The organism is Phytopseudomonas straminea (genome assembly GCF_900112645.1).
Lineage (GTDB): Bacteria > Pseudomonadota > Gammaproteobacteria > Pseudomonadales > Pseudomonadaceae > Aquipseudomonas > Aquipseudomonas straminea.
This window is the reverse complement of record NZ_FOMO01000009.1, coordinates 91,049-105,952: the sequence shown is the minus strand read 5'-3', so window position 1 is coordinate 105,952 and position 14,904 is coordinate 91,049. Positions and strand designations below refer to the sequence as shown.

At 64.4% G+C, this 14,904-nt stretch carries 13 protein-coding genes; 2 read left to right on the top strand and 11 right to left on the bottom strand.

All coding sequences use genetic code 11. The annotated features are described in order from the left end of the window. The first annotated feature begins 7 nt into the window (after positions 1 to 7). Complete coding sequence (locus tag BM279_RS19235; protein ID WP_093506416.1) at positions 8 to 2,071, top strand: EAL domain-containing response regulator; 2,064 nt, start codon at positions 8 to 10, stop codon at positions 2,069 to 2,071. A 480-nt stretch (positions 2,072 to 2,551) separates the two neighbouring features. Here the strand turns inward: BM279_RS19235 and serB are convergent, their stop codons facing one another. Then, complete coding sequence (serB, locus tag BM279_RS19230) at positions 2,552 to 3,751, bottom strand: phosphoserine phosphatase SerB (protein WP_093506414.1); 1,200 nt, start codon at positions 3,749 to 3,751, stop codon at positions 2,552 to 2,554. Between the two features lie 179 nt (positions 3,752 to 3,930). Here serB and BM279_RS19225 point away from each other — a divergent pair, with 179 nt between their 5' ends. Further along, the gene (locus BM279_RS19225; RefSeq protein ID WP_093506412.1) at positions 3,931 to 5,457 is read left to right on the top strand and encodes an AhpA/YtjB family protein; all 1,527 of its coding nucleotides are present in this window, start codon (positions 3,931 to 3,933) and stop codon (positions 5,455 to 5,457) included. Positions 5,458 to 5,610: 153 nt separating this feature from the next. On the opposite strand, the gene BM279_RS19220 is transcribed toward BM279_RS19225, so the two are convergent. The 10 genes from BM279_RS19220 to BM279_RS19175 all read right to left on the bottom strand — a co-directional run bounded on the left by BM279_RS19220 (position 5,611) and on the right by BM279_RS19175 (position 14,890). Further along, positions 5,611 to 5,826 carry a TOBE domain-containing protein gene (locus tag BM279_RS19220; RefSeq protein WP_013793202.1) on the bottom strand — a complete coding sequence of 72 codons (216 nt, stop codon included), beginning with the start codon at positions 5,824 to 5,826 and terminating at the stop codon, positions 5,611 to 5,613. 51 nt (positions 5,827 to 5,877) lie between these two features. Further along, on the bottom strand, positions 5,878 to 6,690 hold the full coding sequence (gene ssuB / locus BM279_RS19215) for an aliphatic sulfonates ABC transporter ATP-binding protein (protein WP_093506410.1): 813 nt from the start codon (positions 6,688 to 6,690) through the stop codon (positions 5,878 to 5,880). Next, complete coding sequence (gene ssuC / locus BM279_RS19210; RefSeq protein ID WP_093506408.1) at positions 6,687 to 7,478, bottom strand: aliphatic sulfonate ABC transporter permease SsuC; 792 nt, start codon at positions 7,476 to 7,478, stop codon at positions 6,687 to 6,689. Before ssuC ends, ssuB begins: the two co-directional genes overlap by 4 nt. A 49-nt stretch (positions 7,479 to 7,527) precedes the next feature. Continuing rightward, on the bottom strand, positions 7,528 to 8,676 hold the full coding sequence (gene ssuD, locus BM279_RS19205) for an FMNH2-dependent alkanesulfonate monooxygenase (protein WP_093506406.1): 1,149 nt from the start codon (positions 8,674 to 8,676) through the stop codon (positions 7,528 to 7,530). 55 nt (positions 8,677 to 8,731) lie between these two features. Further along, entirely contained in the window at positions 8,732 to 9,697 is a 966-nt protein-coding gene (locus BM279_RS19200) for a sulfonate ABC transporter substrate-binding protein (protein WP_093506404.1), read from the bottom strand. A gap of 103 nt (positions 9,698 to 9,800) precedes the next feature. After that, entirely contained in the window at positions 9,801 to 10,388 is a 588-nt protein-coding gene (gene ssuE / locus BM279_RS19195; protein WP_093506402.1) for an NADPH-dependent FMN reductase, read from the bottom strand. Between the two features lie 9 nt (positions 10,389 to 10,397). Then, positions 10,398 to 11,036, bottom strand: a complete 639-nt coding sequence (locus tag BM279_RS19190; protein ID WP_093506400.1) for a peroxiredoxin — start codon at positions 11,034 to 11,036, stop codon at positions 10,398 to 10,400. A gap of 136 nt (positions 11,037 to 11,172) precedes the next feature. After that, positions 11,173 to 11,724, bottom strand: a complete 552-nt coding sequence (locus tag BM279_RS19185) for a sugar O-acetyltransferase (protein ID WP_093506398.1) — start codon at positions 11,722 to 11,724, stop codon at positions 11,173 to 11,175. A gap of 59 nt (positions 11,725 to 11,783) precedes the next feature. Further along, the gene (locus BM279_RS19180) at positions 11,784 to 12,452 is read right to left on the bottom strand and encodes a DMP19 family protein (RefSeq protein WP_093506396.1); all 669 of its coding nucleotides are present in this window, start codon (positions 12,450 to 12,452) and stop codon (positions 11,784 to 11,786) included. A gap of 80 nt (positions 12,453 to 12,532) precedes the next feature. Then, positions 12,533 to 14,890: a DNA polymerase II gene (locus tag BM279_RS19175; RefSeq protein ID WP_093506394.1), complete on the bottom strand. Its 2,358-nt coding sequence runs from the start codon at positions 14,888 to 14,890 to the stop codon at positions 12,533 to 12,535. Positions 14,891 to 14,904 lie beyond the last annotated feature (14 nt).

The window sequence follows — 14,904 nt, the reverse complement described above, 5'->3', positions numbered from 1 at the left end:
TTCGCTAATGGCCATCGAAAAGAAAACCATCCGCCTGCTGATTCTCGAAGACTCGCAGAACGAGGCCGAGCGTCTCGTCAGTCTGTTCCGCAATGCTGGTAATGCCACCCGCGTCCATCGTCTGACCTCCAGCGAAGACCTGCTCGATGCCCTCAAGCAAAACTGGGATTTGCTGATCTGCTCGCCGAACAGTGACAACCTCGACCCGCACGAAGCGCTGTCCAGCATTCGTCATCAGGGTAAGGACATTCCGGTCATTCTGCTGCTGGCCGACAACGAGCCGGACAGCGTCACCGAAGCGCTGATGCTCGGCGCCCAGGACGCCCTGCCACAAGGCGAGGACGAGCGCCTGGTGCTGGTGGCCCGCCGCGAACTGGTAAACCTCGAGGAACGCCGCGCCCGCCGCGCCGCAGAAGTGGCCCTGCGCGAGGCCGAGAAACGCTGCCAGTTACTGCTCGACAGCTCGGTCGACGCCATCGCCTACGTTCACGACGGCATGCACATCTACGCCAACCGTGCCTATCTGGAACTGTTCGGCTTCGATGACGCCGAGGAGCTCGAAGGCCTGCCGATGATCGACCTGATCGGTGCCAGCGACCAAGGCGCGTTCAAGGATTTCCTGAAGAACCACCAGCAGGTGGACGGCCAGGAACTGGCCTGCGCTGGCGTGCGCACCAACGACAGCAGCTTCCCGGCGCGCATCAGCCTGTCGCCAGCGGCCTACGATGGCGAGCCGTGCATCCAGGTAGTAATCCGCGCCGAGACCGCCAACGCCGAGCTGGAAGAGAAGCTACGCGAAATCAGCAGCCTGGACCTAGTCACTGGCCTATACAACCGCAGCCACTTCCTCGAGCTGATGGATCAGGCCGCGCACCGCGCCGTCCACAACGAACAGCCGGCCAGCCTGGCGTACATTCGTGTCGACCGCTATGCAACCCTGCTCGCCGAAATGGGCTTGGGCGCCATCGACCTGCTGCTCACCGACCTGGCCACCCTGCTGCGCACCCATTTCCCCAAGGATGCCCAGCTGGCGCGCTTTGGTGACGATGTGTTCGCCGTGCTGCAGACCGGCCTGTCGCCGCAGCAACAGCGTCCGCAGCTCGAGGTACTGCTTAAGAAAGCCGAAACCCACCTGTTCGATATCAACGGCCGTACCGCGCAGACCACGCTGTCCATCGGCGTCGCCGGCCTCAACGACACCACGCCCAAGGCGGGTGAGGTCATCGACCGTGCCCAGCGCTGCGCAGACCAGTTGAATGAGCCAGGCACCCTCAAGCTGTTCGACCCGGCCGAGGAACTGGCGGCTGCCGCCAGCCGCGGCAGCGTGGTGGCCATGGTCCAGCAGGCACTGGAGCAGAACAGCTTCCGCCTGCTGTTCCAGCCGGTGATCAGCTTGCGTGGCGACGAGCACGAGCACTACGAGGTACTGCTGCGCCTGCTCAGTCCGTCCGGGCAGGAAGTGCCGCCCCATGAATTCCTGGCCGTGGCCAGGGAGTCGGGTATGGGCGAGAAGATCGACCGCTGGGTGATTCTCAGCTCGATCAAGCTGCTTGCCGATCACCGTTCCAAGGGCCACGCCACGCGCCTGTTCGTGCACCTGTCCAGCGCCAGCCTGCAGGACCCGACCCTGCTGCCGTGGCTCAGCGTGGCGCTGAAGGCCGCCCGCCTGCCTTCCGATGCGCTGGTGTTCCAGTTCAGCGAACCGGATGCGGTCACCTACCTCAAGCAGGCCAAGGCCCTGGCCCAAGGGCTCAAGGACCTGCATTGTCATATCGCGCTCAGCCAGTTCGGCTGCGCCCTGAACCCGTTCAACACCCTGCGCCACCTACCGGTGGACTTCGTCAAGGTGGACGGTTCCTTCACCAAGGAGCTGACCGACCCGGCCAATCAGGAAGCGCTGAAAACCATGCTGGCCAACCTGCACAGCCAGGCCAAGCTGACCATCGTGCCGTTCGTGGAGTCGGCCAGCGTGCTGGCTACGCTGTGGCAGGCGGGCACCAACTATATTCAGGGCTACTACCTGCAGGGCCCGAGTCAGTCGATGGACTACAACTTCTCGTCGGACGATTGATCGGCGGAGCAGCACGGCTGCCCCGCGCCTGGTGATTACCTGTGGGAGCGGGCCATGCCCGCGAAAAAATCACGGGGGTCGTCCCCGCCCGCTCCCAGAATGAGTCCGCCAGCATTACCGTATTGCCTGTAAGCTCGGCTCCGCTCTGACGAGCGGGTTTCTTTTGGCATTGCCCGGATGGCCGGCCCCGCCAAAAGTAACCAAAAGGTCTAGCCCCGACATCCGGTCCCAGCTTCGCTGGGGTTCCCTCATTTCATCGTCGTTCCGGGGCCGGCCTGGAAGGGCCATCCATGCCCATCAGGCCTCTCGCCGCATCCATGCGGCTCGTCCCCAGCACAACGATTCCATTCGGCCTCCTGAAGGGGCGATTGGTGTCGCCTGTTATTGCCGTGCAGGAAAAACATTAAAGAGCCAAAGTGGCGAGCGGCTGCTCTGGCCTTGTAGTTGCCGCTTTATTCGCACAAAGATCGTGAAAGGTTCTTAGCGCTGCAGATCGCGCTCGTGCACACCCAGCAGATACAAAACGCCATCCAACCCAAGGGTCGAGATCGCCTGCTTGGCCGATTGCTTGACCAGCGGTTTGGCGCGGAAGGCCACACCCAGGCCAGCGATGGCCAGCATCGGCAGGTCGTTGGCACCATCGCCCACGGCGATGGTCTGCTCCAGCTGCAGGCCTTCCTTCTGCGCCAGCTCACGGAGCAGATCAGCCTTGCGCTGGGCGTCAACGATCGGCTCGACGGCGACGCCGGTGACCTTACCGTCGACCACCGCCAGCTCATTGGCGAATACGTAGTCGATACCCAGCTTGGCCTGCAGCTGCTTGGCGAAGTAGGTGAAGCCGCCGGACAGGATGGCGGTCTTGTAGCCCAGGCGCTTGAGCTCAGCGAACAGCCGCTCGGCGCCCTCGGTCAGGCGCAGCGAGGCACCGATCTCGTCCAGCACGCCGACATCCAGGCCCTTGAGCAGCGCCAGGCGCTCCTTGAAGCTGGCGCGGAAATCCAGCTCGCCGCGCATGGCCCGCTCGGTGATGGCCGAGACCTTGTCGCCGATGCCGGCGGCCTTGGCCAGCTCGTCGATCACCTCGGCCTCGATCAGCGTCGAGTCCATGTCGAACACCGCCAGGCGGCGGTGACGGCGCTGCAGCGAATCGGCCTGGAAGGCGATGTCCATGTTCAGTTCGTCAGCCGCGCGCAGGAACTCGGTACGCAGTGCCGCGGCATCACTCGGCTCGCCACACAGGGAGAACTCGATGCAGGCGTTGCCCGGCTGGGCGCCCGGTACTACTGGCAGGGACAGGCGCTCGATACGCTCGATACGCAGGCCCTGCTCGGCGCTCAGCGCGGTGACGCGCTGCAGCTGCGCGGCGCTGACCTGACGGCTCAGCAGGGTGACGATATGGCGCTGGCTGCCCTGCCCCTCGACCCAACGCCGATAGTCGGCGGCATCGAGCTCCGTGAAATGCACCTGCTGACCCAGCGTCTGGGCCGCGGCCAGCACGGCCTCGTTCAGCGCCGCAGCATCAGCCACTTCCACCAGGATGCTCAGCGACGAGACACCGTGCACGGCGGACTGGGCGATATCGATAACGGTAACGCCAGCCTGGGCCAGCACGCCGGTAACAGCAGCCGTGAGGTCGGGCCGATCTTCACCGGTAACGTTGATCAGGACGATTGGGCGCAAGGCGTACTCCGGGGCTCGCAGGACTATGAACGGTCTGCCGAACGGCAATGTGCAGCAGGGCCGGTGAAAAAACGCACATTCTAACCATTTCAGGCCTCTGCCGGCACGCGCGGCGCTTTGCCCTGTGCGGGCCGCTCGCTATACTGCGCGCCACTTCCAGTCAACGAGAGCCGAGCTCTGTGAACCGGCCCGCCCCCGTAAAGCCCGACAACTTCTTCCTCCTGCTCTTCCGTGCACTGCGCCAACGTCGCGTGCCGCTGGCATTGCGCATCGTCAGCCACAGCCTGCTGCTGGTGGCCATGGCGCTGGTGATCTATGCCTGGGTGATCGGCATGCAGTTCAAGCAGGCCATGCAGCAGCAGGCCGAAGCGCTGGGCAGCAGCCTGACCACCCAGACGGCCGCTTCGGCCACCGAGCTGCTGGTGTCCAACGACATCCTCAGCCTCAACGTGCTGCTCAATAACCTGGTGAAGAACCCGCTGGTGGCCCACGCAGCCATCTACAGCGTGGACAACCGCATCCTCGCCGAAGCCGGCACCCGGCCGAGCAAGAACATGCTGGGTGAAACCGAAGGCCTGTATTCGACGCCGATCACCTTCCAGGAGGTAATGGCCGGACAGCTGCGCATCAGCCTGGACATGCAGCAGTTCGAGCAGCCGATGACCATCAGCCTGCAGAGCATGGGCATTCTTAGCCTGATTTTGCTGGCCTTGACCCTGTCGCTTAGCCTGCGTCTGGGCCGGCAGATTTCCACACCATTGATGCAGATGCGCGTGTGGCTACGTGACCCGGACGACTATGCCCCAGGTGGCAACCGCCAGGACGAGATCGGCGACCTGGCGCGCCAGCTACAGGCGCGCCTGGCGCCGGAGAAGCCGGAACCTGAGCCCGAGCCGGAATTCGACGACCTGGATGAGCTGGGCGAGGACTTCCTCGACGACGAGCACGAGGACGACCGCAATCAGCGTGACGAGCGCCCTGCCCCGAGCTTCGCGATGCGTGACCTGCGCGACAGCCGCTTTGACAGCGATGACGACTACGACCCGCCAAGCCGCCGCCGTGACGAGCACGACGACGATGCCTTCGCCGACCTCTATGACGACGAAGACAGCCCGGCCGTGAGTGCGCCGAAGGCACCGCGAAAAAGCGCTGTGCTGGCCGTGCAACTGGGCGCCCAAGAGCAGCTGCGTCGCCTGCCGCGTTCGCGCCTGATGGAACTGCTGGAAAGCTATCGCGGCTGCCTGGATAAGGTGGCGACGCTCTACAAGGCCGAGCTGCACACCCTCAACGATGGCAGCAGCCTGATGCTGTTCCATCACGAGGCCAACGGGAACGATTACCTGACCCATGCCATTTGCTGCGGCGAACTGCTGCGCGCCCTTGGCCACGCCCTGCAGATCGAGGTGGCCGACAGCGGCATCACCCTGCACCTGCAACTGGGCCTGACCCTGGGCGAAGGCCTGCAGGGCCTGAGTCAGGGCGACCTGCTGCTCAGCGAAACCGCCCAAGATGCCCTGGCGCTGTCGCAGCACAGCCGCAACCTGCTGCTGGTCGAGCGCCGCGTCGGCGAAGACGCCACCCTGCGCCAGCGCGCACGCATCCGCGCCATCGCCAGCCCCGAAGGCGCCAGCTGCGTCGAGCGCCTGCTCGATCCGTATCCGGCACTGCTGGAACGACAGATGGCCAAGCTGCGCGAAGAGCGGTAGGGATTCGGCAGTAGAGATGAGGAAGGCCGGCATTTATGCCGGCCTTTTTAATGCGCGGTCCATTCGCAGTCAGCTTGTGGAAGCGCGGAGTGGGCAGGATTTTTCGCGGGCATGGCCCGCTCCCACAAATCGTTTCGTAAGGCGCGTCAGCAATCAGAGCTTGGCGATCGACACTTCGGTGGACTTCACGAAGGCGATCACTTCGCTGCCCACCCCCAGTTCCAGCTCGCGCACGGAACGGGTGGTGATCACCGAGGTGACGATGCCGGCGGCGGTCTGCACGTCGATTTCCGACAGCACGTCGCCTTCGACGATTTCCTTGATGGTGCCTTTGAACTGGTTGCGAACGTTGATGGCTTTGATGGTCATGGCTGAATCTCCAGGGGTCGTGAAGTGCCCACAACGGGCTTCAAGTCAGGGTTAGAGCGCCCAGCGCAGCTGGGTCGGCAGGGGTGAAACCGGGTCGGGTTCGGCAGGCAGCGCCGGTATCTGCAGCACGCGGTTGAGCACGTCGGCTTCCAGGGCCGCCAAGTGAGCGGAGCCGCGGTTGCGTGGGCGTGGCAGATTCACTTCGATGTCGAGGCCGATCTCGCCGTCCTCGATGAGGATCACCCGGTCCGCGGTGGCTACCGCCTCGCTGACATCGTGGGTGACCAGCAACACGGTGAAGCCGTGCTGCTGCCACAGGCTTTCGATCAGTTGCTGCATCTCGATACGGGTCAGCGCATCCAGGGCGCCGAGAGGTTCATCGAGCAACAGCAGGCGCGGCTCGTGGATCAGCGCGCGGGCCAGGGCGACACGTTGTTTCTGGCCACCGGACAGGGACGCCGGCCACTCGTTGGCACGATCGGCCAGGCCCACTGCTTCGAGCACCTGCTGAGCCTTGGGCCGCCAGTCACCCGTGAGACCGAGGCCGACGTTGTCGATCACCCGCTTCCAGGGCAGCAGCCGCGCCTCCTGGAACATCAGTCGGGTATCATCGCGGGTCGCTGCCAACGGCCCGTTGCCGGCCAGCAGTTCACCGCCCGTGGGCGCGTCGAGCCCGGCGAGCAGACGCAGCAAGGTACTCTTGCCGCAACCACTGCGACCGACCACGGCGACGAACTGACCGGATGGGATACGCAAGTCGATATCCCTGAGCACCTGGCGCTCACCGAAGGATTTCTGGATGCCGCGAATGGTCAGCGGCGTGCCTCGCTTGAGGTTGTGTAAAGCATTCAGTGGCGCATTCATTTCGCAGCCGCTCCCTGATAAGCCGGGTGCCAGCGCAACCAGGCACGTTCGAGGCCGCGTGCAGCGACGTCGGCCAGCTTGCCGAGCACGGCGTAGAGCAGAATGGCCAGCACCACCACGTCGGTCTGCAGGAATTCGCGGGCGTTCATCGCCAGGTAACCGATACCGCTGCTGGCGGAAATGGTCTCAGCGACGATCAGGGTCAGCCACATCAGGCCGAGAGCGAAACGCACACCGACCAGAATCGACGGCAGCGCGCCGGGCAGGATCACCTGACGGAACAGCGCGAAGCCGGACAGGCCATAGCTGCGCGCCATTTCCACCAGCGCTGGGTCGACGTTGCGGATGCCGTGGTAGGTGTTCAGGTAAATCGGGAACAGGGTGCCGAGGGCGACCAGGAAAATCTTCGCGCTCTCGTCGATGCCGAACCACAGGATCACCAGAGGAATCAGCGCCAGGTGCGGCACGTTGCGGATCATCTGCACCGAGCTGTCGATCAGCCGTTCGCCCCAGGTCGACAGGCCGGTGATGAAACCCAGCGCCAGGCCGATGCCGCCGCCAATGGCGAAACCGACACCGGCGCGCCAGCCGCTGATCGCCAGGTGGGTCCAGATTTCGCCGCTGGACAACAGCTGCCAGCCGGCTTCGAACACCGCGCTCGGCGCCGGCAAAATGCGTGTGGATAACAGCCCCAGGGCCACCGAGCCCTGCCAGGCGACCAGCAGCGCCACCGGTAGTGCCCAGGGCGCCAGGCGCAGGGCCAAGCTGCTAGAAGATGTTTTGCTCATTGCGTACCTCGAAATCATCGCGGGGCCGGGCATCCGGCCCGGCCGTGTCTCAACTGGCCGAAGCCGCCTTGGGCAGAATGTCGTTGGCGACCATTTCACCGAACGGGCTCACGTAGTTGGCGCCTTCCGGCAGCGCCGGGCGGTTCACCTCCAGATGGGGGAACAGCAACTCGGCAACGCGATAGGATTCTTCGAGGTGTGGATAACCGGAGAAGATGAAGGTATCGATGCCCAGCGCGGCGTATTCCTTGACCCGTTCGGCGACCGTCGGGCCGTCACCGACCAGTGCGGTACCGGCACCGCCACGCACCAGACCAACGCCGGCCCAGAGGTTTGGCGACACTTCCAAGTTGTCCTTGCTTCCACCGTGCAGGGCGGCCATGCGCTGCTGGCCGACCGAGTCGAAGCGCGCCAGGGAGGCCTGGGCGCGGGCGATGGTGTCGTCGTCGACATGGGCGATCAGCTTGTCGGCAGCCTTCCAGGCCTCTTCGTTGGTTTCCCGCACGATCACGTGAAGGCGAATGCCAAAGCGCACTTCGCGCCCCTGGGCCGCAGCCTTTTTGCGTACCGCAGCGATCTTCTCGGCCACCGCGGCTGGCGGTTCGCCCCAGGTCAGGTACAGCTCGACCTGCTCGGCAGCGAGATCCTGCGCAGCCTCCGAGGAGCCGCCGAAATACAGCGGCGGGCGCGGTTGCTGGACGGGTGGATAGAGCAACTTGGCGCCCTTCACCTGAATGTGTTTGCCGTCGTAATCGACCACTTCGCCTTCCAGCACGCGGCGCCAGATGCGGGTGAATTCGACGGAGGCCTCGTAACGTTCGGCGTGGGACAAGTTGAGGCCGTCGCCAGCCAGCTCATCCGGGTCACCACCGGTCACCAGGTTGAACAGCGCGCGGCCGCCGGACAGACGATCCAGCGTGGCCGCCTGGCGCGCGGCCACGGTTGGCGAAATGATGCCCGGGCGCAGGGCAACGAGGAATTTAAGCCGCTGAGTCACCGGAATCAGCGACGCCGCAACCAGCCAGGAATCCTCGCAGGAACGCCCGGTGGGAATCAGCACGCCGCCGAAACCGAGGCGATCCGCCGCCTGGGCGATCTGCTGCAGGTAGCCGTGGTCAACGGCGCGGGCCCCTTGCGAGGTACCGAGGTAGTGGCCATCGCCGTGGGTGGGCAGGAACCAGAAGATGTTGAGGCTCATGGAGTGGTCTCCTTGGAAATCGCGATGCCCCCGCCCAATCGGCGGGGGCGAGAATTTATTGCTTGGCGACCTTGGTGGCCGGCGCATGCCAGATCACGTCGCTGATGTTCAGCTTCTTGGGGATCAGCTTGAGCGCCGTGAAGGTGTCGGCGATCTTCTGCTGGGCCTCGACCACCTGCGGGGTGATCAGCTGCGCGCCGTAGCTTTGCCGCTGCACCGCCAGGCGGGTGATGTCCGCAGACAGACCGAGCAGCGGCGCGACCTGGGCTGTAGCCGCGTCGTTATTGGCCTTGACCCACTCGCCGATGGCGCGGATTTCCTCGACCAGCACTTCGATCACTTCCGGGTGCTGCTCGGCATAAGGGCGGGTCGCCAGATAGAACTGGTGGTTGCTCACCAGGCCCTTGCCGTCGATCAGGGTGCGTGCCTGCAGTTGCTGCTCGGCAGCGGCCTGGAAGGGATCCCAGATGACCCAGGCATCGACGCTGCCACGCTCGAACGCGGCGCGGGCATCGGCAGGCGGCAGGTACACCGGCTGAATGTCGCTGTATTTCAGGCCGGCGTCTTCCAGTGCGCGCACCAGCAGGTAGTGCACGTTGGAACCCTTGTTGAGCACGACCTTCTTGCCCTTGAGGTCGGCGACCGATTTGATCGGCGAATCTTTCGGCACCAGGATGGCTTCGCTGGTCGGCGCTGGCGGCTCGAAGGCCACGTAGAGCAGATCGGCGCCGGCGGCCTGGGCGAATACCGGTGGCGTTTCGCCGGTAGTGCCGAAGTCCACCGAGCCGACGTTCAGGCCTTCGAGCAGTTGCGGGCCGCCGGGGAACTCGGTCCATTTGACGTCAATGCCCTTGGCCGCCAGGCGCTTTTCCAGCGCGCCGTTGGCCTTGAGCAACACCAGCGTGCCGTACTTCTGATAACCGATACGCAGTGTCTCGGCCTGGGCTTGGGTGATGGCGCCGAAGTAAATGGCCGCGGCAAACAAGGCGACCAGACTCCGACGCAGGGTGACAGTGCGCATGGCGCTCTCCTCTGCATTGAGTGTGTGGCCACCTGCTGCCTCGTTGACGGGCTAGTAAGGTGGGGCGGCAGCGAACTGCCTGGGATTTGTAGGTTGACTCGCGTCAGGCGCTCCAGCGCCCACTGAGCAGCCGCTCGTTCAACAGGCCCGGCTCGATGGGCTGGGGCCGGCGATTGAGCGCCTGAATCAGGTGTTGCAAGGCGTCGTCCAGACGCTGCTCCAGGGCCGGCGCCAAGTCGCCACCGTCCTCGGTGTAACTGATCTGGCTGTCATCGGCGAATACGCCGTGCAGCACTTCCTGGGCCTTGAGCGCGGACAGCACCGGCTTCAGGGCGTAATCCACCGCCAGCATGTGCGCATTGCTGCCGCCGGTAGCCACCGGCAGCACCACCTTGTGATGCAACGCGCGTTCGGGCAGTACATCGAGCAGGGTTTTCAGGGCCCCGGAGAACGACGCCTTGTATACCGGCGTCGCCACCACCAGCCCGTCAGCCGCTGCCACATGGGCTTGCAAGCCTTGAATAAGCGGGCTATCGAAGCGGGCAAACAGCAGGTCCTCGGCCTCGAAGTCGCGCACCTGATAGGTCACCACCTCGACACCATGGGCCTGCAGCCACTGCCTGGCCTTGCCCAGCAACACATTGGAACGCGACCGCAGGCTCGGGCTGCCGCCCAGAAAAACCACCAGCATGAGACGTCCTTACTTGTTGGGCTGCGGGGTGAGGCGCAGGTAAGGCTTCACGGCGCGATAGCCTTTGGGGAAGCGCTGCTTGATCTCGTTCTCGTCCTTGAGCGACGGCACGATTACCACCTCGTCACCGTCCTGCCAGTTGGCGGGCGTGGCTACCTTGTGGCTGTCGGTGAGCTGCAGCGAATCGATCACCCGCAGGATTTCATGGAAGTTGCGCCCGGTGCTCGCCGGGTAGGTGATGGTCAGGCGCACCTTCTTGTTCGGGTCGATGACGAACAGCGAGCGCACCGTCAGGGTGTCGTTGGCATTGGGGTGGATCAGGTCGTAGAGCTCGGACACCTTACGGTCGGCATCGGCGAGGATCGGGAAGTTGACCGCGGTATTCTGGGTCTCGTTGATGTCGTCGATCCATTTGAGGTGCGAATCGACCGGATCGACGGACAGGGCGATGGCCTTGACGTTGCGCTTGGCGAACTCGTCCTTCAGCTTGGCGGTGAAGCCCAGCTCGGTGGTGCACACCGGGGTGAAGTCGGCCGGGTGGGAGAACAGAATGCCCCACTGATTGCCCAGCCACTCGTGAAAACGAATGGGGCCTTCACTGGAATCCTGCTCGAAGTCGGGGGCGATATCGCCCAGACGGATGCTCATGGCTGTGCTCCTCAGGTGAGTCGTTGCGTGGTGCTCACTATGCTGAGGAACAGAAAATATTAAAAAGAATAAATAATGATTTATTTATAACCAAATCAAAAAATCGTTATGACCCGCGACCCCGTCGTTCATCCGCTCAATCCAGCACCCGCGCCGGATTCCCCGCCACCTTGGCGCCAGCCGGAACATCGCGGGTCACCACGCTGCCCGCACCGATCAGCGCATCGTCGCCCACCGTCACGCCTGGCAGGATCAGCGCCCCGGCGCCAATCCACACGTTGCGACCGATGTTCACCGGCCGCCCGAATTCCAGGCCGGACTCACGTTCACCCGGATCGCGCGGATGGTCGGCGGTGAGGATCTGCACGCCCGGGCCAATCTGCGTCTTGTCACCGATGCTCACCGCCACCACGTCGAGAATCACACAGTTGAAGTTGATGAACACGCCGTCACCCAGGCTGATGTTGAAGCCGTAGTCGCAATGAAACGGCGAGCGCACCACCACTCCCCTGCCGACCGCCGCCAGACGCTCGCCCAGCACCTGATTGCGCTCGGCCTGGGACAACCCCAGTTTGGCGTTGTAGCGCGCCAGCCAGGCCATGGTCGCGGCGCTGTCGGCCTGCAGCTCCGGGTCACTGGCCAGGTAGAGTTCGCCGGTGAGCATCTTGTGTTTTTCACTGAGCGCCATGGCGGGTCGCCTCCTTACGAATGTTCAGTAAGGAACCCAGTGGGGTGGGGAGGTTCCGGCTAATTGGCCGGCGGTCGCTCGGTGTCGATGATCAGGAAGTGATGCAGCGCACGAATCGGCAGGTCGGCGATCAACGCATCGAAGCCATCGTCCAACTCGTCGATGCGGGCGTTCTCCGCCTCGTCGAGCCAACTGCAGATGCTCCACAGCTCGATCTCCTCGGGTTCATCCTCCAGGCGAGCGAATACCGCATACAGATCACGCAGTGCCTGGCAGGCAGCCGGCAAGCCGATCAGGGTAAGCACCTGCTGTGCCAACTCGAAGGTCGGCATGCCCCAGTTGGCGAAGAACTGCATCAGGCCGCCGTTGTAATAGTCGGCCTGCAAGCGCCACAGCACCACCAACTGCCGATCGCGCTGGCTGATGGTTTGCAGGTCCCAGCCGGCTGCGTGCAGGCGCTTCAGGGCCTGATCCTGCAGCTCATCCCAGGCTAGGTCGATGCTGTCGCACAGCCCCGCGTCATGATGCCGCCAACTGGCGACGAAACCACCGCCCTCCAGCCGCACGTCGTCACGCTGCGCGGCCGAAAGGCGGTCGAGGCGCAGATAACCGTCGAGCTTGAGGGCAAACTGCTGGCCATCGCGCAGACGGATATGCGCGGCCTGGCTATCGACAACGACGCGTTCGATCTGCAGGCAGCCGAGCTCGGCATGCAGGGGATGGATCATCGGAGCTCCGGTCGATGGTGAAATCAGCCTCGACGATGCCAGAGCCCCGGCGCGAGAGCCAGACGCAAGGCTGTGCAAACTCAAAACAGCTCCAGCTGCCCGCCGATCAGTGCACTGAAGTCATCGTCCACGAACGGCAGGATGGCATCAGCCACCGGCTGCAGCTGCTTAGTCAGGTAGTGGCCGTAATCGATGGGCGCGCGGCGCAGCTCCAGGGGTTCTGGGCCGGCGACGCTGATCACGTAGCTGATCCAGCCGCCGCTCTGGTACTGGCGCGGGCGGCCCATGGCGTCGTTGTGTTCGTCGGCCAGGCGCGCGGCGCGCACGTGGGGCGGCACGTTACGCTGGTAGTCGTCGAGGCGTCGGCGCAGGCGTTTGCGGTACACCAGACGCTCCTCGAACTCGCCAGCCAGGGTGCGTTGCACGTAGTCGCGCACGTAGTCCTGGTAGGGCTGGCCCTTGAAGATGCGCAGATACAGCTCCTGCTGGAATTGCTGGGCCAGCGGCGACCAGTCGCTGCGCACGGTTTCCAGGCCCTTGAAGACCATGTCCTCGCGGCCATCGGCGCGGCGGATCAACCCGGCATAGCGCTTCTTGCTGCCCTCCTCCATGCCGCGGATGGTGGGCATCAGAAAGCGGCTGAAGTGGGTTTCGAACTGCAACTCCAGGGCGCTCTGCAAACCGAACTCGGCCGCCAGGTGTTCACGCCACCAGGCGTTGACGCCCTGCACCAGGCCACGCCCGATACGCTCGGCGTCTGCCTCCGAATGAGCGCGGCGCAGCCAGACGAATGTGGAGTCGGTGTCACCGTAGATCACCGTGTGGCCTTCGGCCTCGATCAGCTCGCGGGTACGGCGCATCACTTCGTGACCGCGCAGGGTGATGGACGACGCCAGGCGGGTATCGAAGAAGCGGCAGCCGCTGGAGCCGAGCACGCCATAGAAGGCGTTCATGATGATCTTCAGCGCCTGGGACAGCGGCGCGTTACCGGCGCGCTTGGCCGCCTCGCGGCCCTGCCACACGCGCTCGACGATGGCCGGCAGGCAATGCCTGGTGCGCGAGAAGCGCGCGCCACGAAAACCGGGAATCGAATGTTCGTCGTCGGGCTGGCGCAGGCCCTCGATCAACCCCACCGGGTCGATCAGGAAGGTGCGGATCAGCGACGGATACAGGCTCTTGTAATCGAGCACCAGCACCGACTCGTAAAGCCCCGGCCGCGAATCCATCACGAAACCGCCGGGGCTGGCTTCGGGTGGGCGCTCGCCCTGATTGGGCGCGACGAAGCCCTGGCGGTGCATGAGCGGCATGTACAGGTGGCTGAACGCCGCCACCGAGCCGCCGCTGCGATCCACCGGCAGCCCGGTGACCGTGGCCCGTTCGAGCAGGAAGGTGAGCAGCTCGGTCTTGGCGAAGATGCGCGTGACCAGCTCGCAGTCCTTGAGGTTGTATCGGGCCAGGGCCGGCTTGTCCTCGGCGAACATACGGTTGATCTCGTCCATGCGCTGGTACGGGTTGTCGATCGCCTTGCCCTCGCCGAGCAGTTGCTGGGCGACGCTTTCCAGGCTGAAGGACTGGAAGCTCCAGGTCGCCGAACGCAGCGCCTCGATGCCATCGATGATCAGCCGACCCGGCGCGCTGGCGAAGAAATGCTGCTTGGAACCATGTTCGCGCCAGCTCAGCAATTCGCCGCCACGGCCCAGGCGCAACGGCACCTGCAGGCGCTGGGCATGTTCGTGCAGCACGCGCAGGTCGAACTGCACCAGATTCCAGCCGATGATGGCATCCGGATCAAAGCGCTCCAGCCAGCCGTTGAGCGCGTCCAGCAGCGCAGCGCGGCTATCCAGATAGTCGAGATCGAAATCGACTTCAGCGTGACCATTCGGCGGCCCGAGCATGTACACCTGGCGCTGGCCGCAGCCTTCCAGGGCGATGGAATACAGCTCGCCCCTGGCGGTGGTCTCGATATCCAGGGACACCAATTTGAGCTGCGGGCGGTAGTCCGGTGCCGGCTTGAGCTGGGCGTCGACCAGCACGCCGTCTGCCGTCTCGGTACCGCTGAACAGCACCGGTGCAGTGATGAAACGCTCCATCAGGTAGCGCTCGGGCGGGCGGATATCGGCCTCGTAAACGGCCACTCCGCCCTGGCGCAGGGTCTGTTCGAGCTGGAGCAGCGGACGTTGCTGCCGGCAGTACAGCCCCAGCACCGGCCGTTGGTGGAAATCGCGCAGCTGCAACGGGCGCAGCTCGAATTGTTTGTCGCCAGCGATCAGGGCCTCGGCGCGGGCACGCTGCTCGGCGGGAATGAAGGCCACCGAGGTTTGCGGCGGCAGGCGCACCAGGCGCGGGCCGGCGTCGGTCGACAGCCAGAATTCCACCTGGGTACCGGCCGGCGTATCGCGCCAGTGCCGGGTCAGGACGAAGCCCTGCTGTAGATCCACCCTGCCACCTCGAA